General features: G+C 71.4%; 6 protein-coding genes. 5 read left to right on the forward strand and 1 reads right to left on the reverse strand.

What is annotated here, in order from left to right:
• The first annotated feature begins 334 nt into the window (after positions 1 to 334).
• The 3 genes from HCJ92_RS19595 to HCJ92_RS19605 all read left to right on the forward strand — a co-directional run bounded on the left by HCJ92_RS19595 (position 335) and on the right by HCJ92_RS19605 (position 4635).
• Positions 335 to 1864: a cryptochrome/photolyase family protein gene (locus tag HCJ92_RS19595; RefSeq protein WP_167934933.1), complete on the forward strand. Its 1530-nt coding sequence runs from the start codon at positions 335 to 337 to the stop codon at positions 1862 to 1864.
• 691 nt (positions 1865 to 2555) lie between these two features.
• Entirely contained in the window at positions 2556 to 3218 is a 663-nt protein-coding gene (locus tag HCJ92_RS19600) for a TMEM175 family protein (RefSeq protein ID WP_338054272.1), read from the forward strand.
• A 157-nt stretch (positions 3219 to 3375) separates the two neighbouring features.
• Positions 3376 to 4635 (forward strand): AI-2E family transporter, encoded by a 1260-nt coding sequence (locus tag HCJ92_RS19605; RefSeq protein WP_167934934.1) that lies wholly within the window; start codon positions 3376 to 3378, stop codon positions 4633 to 4635.
• 48 nt (positions 4636 to 4683) lie between these two features.
• On the opposite strand, the gene HCJ92_RS19610 is transcribed toward HCJ92_RS19605, so the two are convergent.
• Positions 4684 to 6153, reverse strand: a complete 1470-nt coding sequence (locus HCJ92_RS19610; RefSeq protein ID WP_338054273.1) for an LVIVD repeat-containing protein — start codon at positions 6151 to 6153, stop codon at positions 4684 to 4686.
• Positions 6154 to 6271: 118 nt separating this feature from the next.
• On the opposite strand from HCJ92_RS19610, the gene HCJ92_RS19615 reads away from it, so the two are divergent.
• Both HCJ92_RS19615 and HCJ92_RS19620 read left to right on the forward strand, forming a co-directional pair.
• Positions 6272 to 7000, forward strand: coding sequence for a DUF305 domain-containing protein (locus tag HCJ92_RS19615; protein ID WP_167934935.1), 729 nt, complete (start codon positions 6272 to 6274; stop codon positions 6998 to 7000).
• 810 nt (positions 7001 to 7810) lie between these two features.
• Complete coding sequence (locus HCJ92_RS19620; RefSeq protein WP_167934936.1) at positions 7811 to 8296, forward strand: GNAT family N-acetyltransferase; 486 nt, start codon at positions 7811 to 7813, stop codon at positions 8294 to 8296.
• Positions 8297 to 8498: the final 202 nt, after the last annotated feature.

The raw sequence follows: 8498 nt of genomic DNA on the forward strand, positions 1-8498 counted from the left end.
GCGCTCGGCGGTGGAGACCCTCGTCGACCGGGCCGCCCCCTGAGCGAGGCGCCGACGGCCCACCGCCCGGCGGGCAGGTACCCGCCGGGTCGAGCCCGCCGCGCGCGACGGGCCGCCACTGCTGCCGGACGGTCGGCGTGCGGCGTGCGGTCGGGACGCCGGTCGAGCCCGCGCCCTGCGCTCCGCGAGGGCGCGCCGAGGACGACCCGCGCCCCCTTCCGACGTCGTGCTCCCACGGGTCCCGAAGGGCGGTCGGAATGATCGCAGATCGGCCTCGCCCGCCGCCTCGCCCGTGCGGAAGCCCTCTCACCACCCCGCCGAAAGGTCCTCCACCATGGCCGTGCGCCCCCACCTGCTGTTCGGAGACCAACTCGGTCCGCACTTCGCACGGGACGGCGCCGGCGGTGCCGACGGGCCCGACGAGGACGCGCCACTGGTGATGATCGAGTCACGGGCGGTGCTGCGCCGCCGCCGGTTCCACCGCGCCAAGGCGCACCTCGTCCTCTCCGCGATGCGGCACCGTGCCGCCGACCTCGGGGACCGGGTCCACTACGTCCGCGCCGACACCTACCGCGAGGGGTTGCGGACCGCCGGTGTCGGCGGCGGGCGCCGCAACGCCACCGTGCACCACCCCACTTCCCACGCCGCGCTCGGCTTCGTCCGCGACACTCCGGGGCTGACCGTCCTGCCGGCGCGGGGCTTCCTGGTCTCCCACGAGGACTTCGCGCGATGGGTCGCGGGCCGGGAGGGCGGGGCGCTGCGGATGGAGGACTTCTACCGCGACGTCCGCCGAGACCACGAACTGCTCCTCGACGGGGACGACCAGCCCGCGGGGGGACGCTGGAACTACGACCACGACAACCGCGAACCACCGCCCCGCGGTGCCCGCGTCCTCGGCGCCCCCCGACCGTGGCTGGCCGAGGAGGACGACATCGACGCCGAGGTCCGCCACGACCTCGACCGTTGGGAACGCGACGGTCAGGTCTCCTTCGTGGGTGAGGACGGGCCCAGGCTGTTCCCCGCCACCCGCGGAGAGGCCCTCGCCGCGCTGCGGCGCTTCCTCGACCACCGGCTGCCCGGGTTCGGCGCACACGAGGACGCTGTCCTCGCCGAGGACCCGTGGATGAGCCACAGTCTGCTCTCGGTTCCGCTCAACCTGGGCCTGCTCGATCCCGCCGAGTGCGTGGAGGGCGCCGAGCAGCGGTACCGGGACGGGTCGGCCCCCTTGCCGTCGGTCGAGGGCTACGTGCGCCAGGTCGCCGGCTGGCGCGAGTACGTCTGGCACCTCTACTGGCACTTCGGCGACGACTACCGCGCCCACAACAAGCTGAACCACCGGCGAGGGCTGCCCGAGTGGTTCGCCGAGTTGGACGCCGACGCGGTCACCGCCCGCTGCCTCTCGTCCGTACTGGCCCAGGTGCGCCGGACCGGGTGGGTCCACCACATCCCCCGGCTGATGGTGCTGGGCAGCAGGGCGCTGCAGTCCGGCTGGAACCCGCGCGAGGTCACCGACTGGTTCCACCGCTCGTTCGTGGACGGGTACGACTGGGTCATGGTGCCCAACGTGGTGGGGATGTCCCAGTACGCGGACGGCGGCCGGATGACCACCAAGCCGTACACCTCGGGCGGGGCGTACATCAACCGGATGAGCGACTACTGCGGGGACTGCGCGTACCGGCCGGACGTCCGCGTCGGGGAGCGGGCCTGCCCGTTCACCGCGGGGTACTGGGCCTTCCTCGACCGCCATCGGGAACGGCTGGAGCGGAACCACCGGATGTCGCGTCCGGTGGCGGGGCTGGACCGGTTGAAGGACCTGCCCGAGTTGCTCGAACAGGAGCAGCGACGCGGTTCCTCGCCGCCATGACCCCGGCCGACGTCGCGCGGGAACAAGCCGCCGGACTCCGGACACCGCGCCAGGTGGAGCGCGGCTCGCACGGAGCCCGGCGGTGGAACAAGACTGATCTCCCGACCGGTCCACCGCCAACTCGCAACGTTTCTGCGTCGTTTGCCTCCTCGTCCGCCGCGCGCCCCCGGGGGGACGGCCTGCCCCGCCCCTCTCCCTCCTCCGCAGACGTCACCGCAGGCCCACGGCGGTGCCGTGCCGCGCCACCGCCCGATGCGGGAATCGACCGTCCGCGCGCCCACCGACAGCACCCGCCCCGCGCCCCGCGCCGGATCGCCCCCGACACCCCCGCGCGCGCTGCGCACCCGGCGCACTCAGAGCACCCGACGCACCCGACGCACCCGACGCACCCGACGCTGAGCGTGTCGGCTCTCCCCCCGAGCGGAGGCCGTCCGGCGTTGGGGCCCGCCGGACCCAACCGCGGCACTCCGCCGCCAACGGTCCCTGCCTGAACGGACACGTGCGTCGCCCGGAACCATCCGGGCCCAGGCAGGAGCAGGGCATGGCCGACCACACCCCGTCCTGCGACCGCCGGGCCGCACCACCATGACAACCGCACCACCATGACAACCGCACCACCACCGGCCCGCACAAGGGGCCGAGCACGCGTCGCGTACTCACCGCACCACCACCAACACATAGCGTAGTAGACGTGACCGACAGTGAGCAGGAGCCGCCCGCACATCACCCGATCGAGGAACGCACGGCCGCACTGACCGGCCGCCTCACCGCACTGTCCGACGGCGTCTTCGCCATCGCCATGACACTCCTCGTCCTCGACATCTCCGTTCCGCCCGACCTGGGCGACGCCGCCTTCCACGAAGCGCTGCGCGGCCAGCTCCCCAACCTCGGCGCCTACGCCCTCTCCTTCGTGGTGATCGCCCAGTTCTGGCGAGACCACCGCTACGTCCTGGACCGCGTCGACGCCTCCGTCGACCGGGGCGGACACCTCACCCTGCTCGGGCTCGGCCTGGTCGCGCTGCTGCCGTTCCCGACCGCCCTCCTCGCCGAGTACGGCGGCAGCCACTCCGTGGCGACCGCCGCCTACGCCGCGACCGTCGCCGCCGTCAACGGGGTCCACCTCGCCCTGTTGGTGAGCTGCGAGCCGCGGCGTCGACCGGCCGACGCCGTGCAGCGCCTCGCCGTCGTCGACCTCGCGCTCTCCGCCACCGTGTTCGCCGTCTCGGTGCCGGTCGCCTTCGTGAGCACCGACGCCGGAATGCTCACCTGGCTGGCACTGATCCCCGTCAAGGCGCTGGTCGCGGCAGGACAGCGCCGGGCCGAACACCGGGAGGGCGCGCTGCCGATCGGCTGAACCGCTTCACGGCGGGCGGTCGGGACCGCCGCGACCGGGCCGCCTCCCTCGTCGCGCGCCGCACCCACCACCTCCGCCCCATCGGTACCGGTTTGTGCACTAATAGGCTGCCGGCGGCCAGTGGCCGCCCCATGCCTGCGGTGAGGAGCAGACAGCCATGCCCGACAGCCCCGACCCAGCGGAGCAGCCGGACGCCCCGGGGGCGCCCGGCGCCGACTCCCCCCACTCGCGACCGGGTTCGACACCCGCCGCCGGGCACGCGGCCCTGTCCGGCACACCCACCCCCGGCGATGCCGGGGAGCACCACTCCCGCCGTACGATCCACCGTCTGATGCAGGTCATCCGCTGGTCGGCCGCGATCCTCCTCGGTTCGGGCGTCCTCACCCTGGTGGTCGGGCTGACGTACCAGCTCCGCGTCGTGGTCATCCCGGTCCTCGTCGCGCTGTTGATCACCGCGCTCATCGTGCCGCTGGACCGGCTGCTGCGCCGCGTGGGGCTGCGACGGGGGTGGGCCGCGGGCGTCTCCGCCGTCCTGCTGATCGCCGTGATCGCGGCGGTGGTCCGGGTGATGGTGCAGCTGCTGACCGACGCAGCCGCCGACCTCAGCACCACCCTGCGGGACCTGGTCGACCGGGCTTCCGAGGAGAGCGGCCCGGTGGCCGACGCCGTGCGCGGCGCAGCCGACAGCCTCTCCTCGCTGGGGAGCGCGGCGGCCGGGGCAGCCGCCCAGGGGGCGTTCACCGGGATCAGCCTGGCCGGCCAACTGGTGGCGGGCACCGTGCTCACCCTCACCCTGGTCTTCTTCGTCCTGCGCGACCGAGAGCGGATGGTGGACGCGGTCCGGCGCTGGACCCCGGGCGGCCGGGGCGAGTTGGCGGTCAGGCTGGGCAGACGGGCCTGGGACTCCATGGCGGGCTTCATGCGGGGCACCACCATCATCGCGGCCATCGACGCCGTCTTCATCACCGTCGGACTGGCGCTGCTCGGCGTCCCGCAGGCGGCTGCTCTCGGCGCCCTGGTCTTCGTCGGCGCGTACATCCCCTTCGTCGGCGCGTTCCTCTCCGGAACGGTCGCCGTCCTCGTCGCCCTCGCCGACCAGGGGATCATGCTCGCCGTGGGAGCGCTGGCGGTGGTGCTCGCGGTGCAGTTGATCGAGGGAACGCTGCTCCAGCCGCTGGTGCACAGCAGAACAGTCTTCCTCCACCCCGCCTTCGTGCTGCTCGCGGTGGCCGCCGGTGCCTCGCTCGGCGGTCTGATCGGGACCCTGCTGGCGGTGCCGCTGACCGCCGCCGCGGTGGGCGTGGTGTCCGAACTGCGCGACCACTGGTCCCGCCGCACCCCTGACGGCGGTGGCCGCCGCTCCGATTCCGCGACCGGAGCGGGCGGAGCGGGCGGAGCCGCGTCCCCCGTTGCGTGAGCGCCGGCTGCCCGGCGCGCCGCCCCGGGGGACGCGGACACTCCCGGCTCAGCGCAGGTAGCGCGGCTGCGTCTGGGCGTTGAGCTCCTTCATCTTGACGCCGTTGGCGCGATCGGTCCGGGGGTCCCGGATCTGCAGGACGTCGAAGCCCTTCTGGTCGTTGGAGTAGATGTGGCCGTTGTAGTAGTAGGCCGACCAGCTCCCGCCGAAGGTGAGGCGCTCGTCGGAGATCGGACCGCGCTCGAAGTACGCGATCTCGTGCGGATCGCCCGAGTCCGTGAACTCCCAGACGGAGACGCCACCCTGGTACCAGGACTGCACCATGATGTCGCGGCCCTTCACCGGGATCAGCGAGCCGTTGTGGGCGACGCAGTTCTCGGTGTCGGCCTGGTGCCGGGGGATCTTGAAGTAGCTCTGGAACTCCATCGAGCGGCGGTCGCCCTTGCCCGTGATGTGGTAGATCCCGTTGGCGCCGTACTCGTCACCGACGCGGGCATTGCAGGTGGCCGCGCCGCCACCGCCGAGCTCGTCGGTGAAGACGACCTTCTTGCCGTCCTCGCTGAACGTCGCGGAGTGCCAGAACGCGAAGTGCTCGACGTCCTGCACCCGGTCGATGACACGGGGAGCGGCGGGCTTGGAGATGTCCATCAGGATGCCGTCGCCCATGCAGGCGCCCGCGGCGATCTTGCGCTCGGGGTACACGGTGATGTCGTGGCAGCCGCTGGTGGCGGTGCCCGAGCTGTCGCCGGGGAAGCCACCGTCGGGGAACAGCACCTCGAACGACGAGAGTTTCGCCTTCTCCGGGGAGTTCACCGGCACCTTGACGATGGAGATGCCGTCGTGGGGCGGCTGGCAGTCGGGGTACGTGGCGTGCGGGAAGTAGGACGAGACGTAGAGGTACACGTTCTTCTTGCCGTCCGGCACGAGCGTGTGGGTGTGCGACCCGCAGGCGGTCTCGACCGCCGCGACGTAGCGGGGTTCGCGGATGTCGCTGATGTCGAAGATCCGCATGCCCTCCCACGCCTCCTTCTGCGTGGCGGGCAGTGAGGTGCTGTTGCAGGAGTCGTCGCTCCGGGAGGAGTCGACGGAGAGGAACAGCAGATCGCCGTGGACGGAGATGTCGCCCTGGGGGCCGGGGCAGTAGACCTCGGTCACGATGCGGGGTTTGCTCGGGCGACGTATGTCGTAGATCGTGAAGCCGTCGTAGTTGCCGGCGAACGCGTAGTCGCCCTGGAAGGCGATGTCCGAGTTGGTCGCCCGCAGGCCGGCCTTGGGGACGTTGGCGAGGTGCCGGATGTTGTCGCTGTGGACGATCTCGTCCACGCCCGGTATCTCGCCCTCGGCTATGGCCTCGGCGACGGAGGAACGCTCCTCCGCGGTGACCTCCGACGGGGTGGGGTCGTCCGGGGTGGGGGTGGCGGAAGCCACCCCGGTGCCCAACAGGGCTGCCAGCAGGCCGATGGCTCCGGCCGCAGCGCCGATTCGCGTGTATCTGCGTCGCTTTCGCAACGATTCCACTGAGGCCTCCTGGGCGCAGTCGAATCCGTGGGGGTCTTGAGCTGGCACCCAGTATTGACCAAGCATGTACATCTCAACAGGGCGACTTTTGCCCGCCGACCGCCCAGGAGGCACGCCGATGCACCGTCACCCCACTCGTACACTGCGCACCGTCGCAGCCACGACCTGCGCCGCGGCCGTGGCCATGGCCGCCCTCACCGGCTGCACCTCGGGTGACACGGTGGAGGCGGCGGCCACCGAGGAGGAAGCCACGGTCATCGCCCCCGCCGGGCCGGGGGAGGACGCCCGCAAGCTGACGCCTGAACAGGTGCGGGCCGAGGCCGAGGACCGGGCCGAGGAACCCAACGAGGCCGATGTCGACTACATCGTGATGATGATCGTCCACCACGAGCAGGCCCTGGAGATGACCGATCTCGCGGCGGACCACGCGCACGCGGACCCGGTCGACCGGCTCTCCACCCGTATCGCCACGGCGCAGGCACCGGAGATCGAGGTGATGCGAGCCTGGCTGGAGGCGTTCGAGGAGGATTCCGAGGGCGCCGGGGATCACGAGGACGGCGGGCACGGCGGACACGGCGACGCCGCACCGGGGGGAGCCGAGGGCCACTCGGACATGCCGGGGATGGCCTCGCCCGCGGAGATGGCGGCCCTCGCGGAGGCCAGGGGCGAGGAGTTCGACCAGCTCTTCCTGGAACTGATGATCGTTCACCACGAGGGCGCAGTGACGATGTCGGCCGACGTGATCGCCGAGGGAGTCGACATCACCGTCAGCGAACTCGCGACGGAGATAGCGGCCCAACAGGCCGCGGAGGTCGGCCGAATGGAACAGATGTCGGAGGAAATCTGAGCCTCGACCGGATCGAAGACATCGGAAGTGGCGAAGGCCGGGCGGAATTCCGCGGGTCGTCCTGGACTACGGCATATGCGGAGCCACTCGAAAGAGGGAATCCATCGCAACCGCCCGTCGGGGCGCGGGCGGAAACGCGTCCGCACGGCGCGTGCCCGCCCGCATGCCGAACCCGCCCCGCCGGACGGGCCGCACCCCCGGAACGCCGTGACGCGGCGGCCACGGGCCGGCGGGGCACCGTGCCCACCCGGGCGTCACGACCGCGGCGCGAGAGCGGTCACGCTGGAGGACTACACGCTCACGGGGACCATGCCGCACCGCAGGGACACATGCACAGCAAGTTACCGTCCTCGTCGGTGAAGATCTCTATTCCGTCCGATCCTCCGCAAACTGGGCATCTCACAGTTTCACCGCACCTTGGGCATGTGGACATCTGTTCAAAGGCCGTACTTGGCGGCCGATTATTTCCCAGTTCCAGGTTGCGGCTCCGACGAAACACCGGCGTGTCGATACCGCACTAAACCTATTCGCCATTCATCGCGGAATTCAGCTACACTTCGCCACCGCTTCGGCACCGGACGGAATCACGGCCCGAACGCCGGTGTCGCGGCCGGCGCTGGACGGTCCACCGCAGCGGCGGGCGGGGTCGACGAGCGCGGGAGCCCGCCGAGGGCGCCGCCCCCCGCTGCGGGGCCGCCACCCCCGTCGACTCGCTGCGGCGGCGGCCAGGACGTGCGGCACGGAGCGAGGCGGGAGCACACTCGTACACCCCCCCGGACGGTGGCGCGGGCACCGTGTATCGTCCGGCGAATGAAGATTCGTGTTGCCGCGGACGGGGACTGGCCGAGCATCTACGCGTTCTACGCCGCGATCATGGCCCAGGGGCGTACGTACGCGTTTCCCGAGGGGCAGAGCCTGGACGAGGCAGAACCGTGGTGGATGGAGCGCCCTCCGGGGCGGACCGTGGTCGCCGTCGTCGGTGACAGGATCGTGGGCTCGGCGAAAATGGGGCCGAACAAGCCGGGACGCGGCTCCCACATCGCCACGGGCTCATTCCTGGTCGACCCGGACCACCAGGGCAAGGGCGTCGGACGCCGGCTCGGCGAGTACGTCATCGAGTGGTCCCGCGAACAGGGCTTCCGCGGAATCCAGTTCAATGCCGTCGTCGAGGTCAACGAGCCAGCGGTGCACCTCTGGAAGTCACTGGGCTTCGAGGTTGTCGGCACGGCGCCGATGGCCTTCGACCACCCCGACGCAGGACTCGTCGGCCAGCACATGATGTTCCGCCGGCTCTGATACCGAGACGCGGCGAACAGCGCGACCGCATCGCGGCCCGAGCGCGCTCCTGGAAAGACCCTTCACCACAGCGAGGGGTCTTTCCGGGAGCGCGCGGGGTGTTCCCGGGAACGCAGAAAAGGGCCCCACCGGAACCGTAGTTCCAGTGAGACCCTCTCCCACACAATTTGTTCGGCGGCGACCTACTCTCCCACACGGTCCC

This window comes from Streptomyces spiramenti, assembly GCF_012034385.1.
GTDB classification, from domain to species: Bacteria; Actinomycetota; Actinomycetes; order Streptomycetales; family Streptomycetaceae; genus Streptomyces; species Streptomyces spiramenti.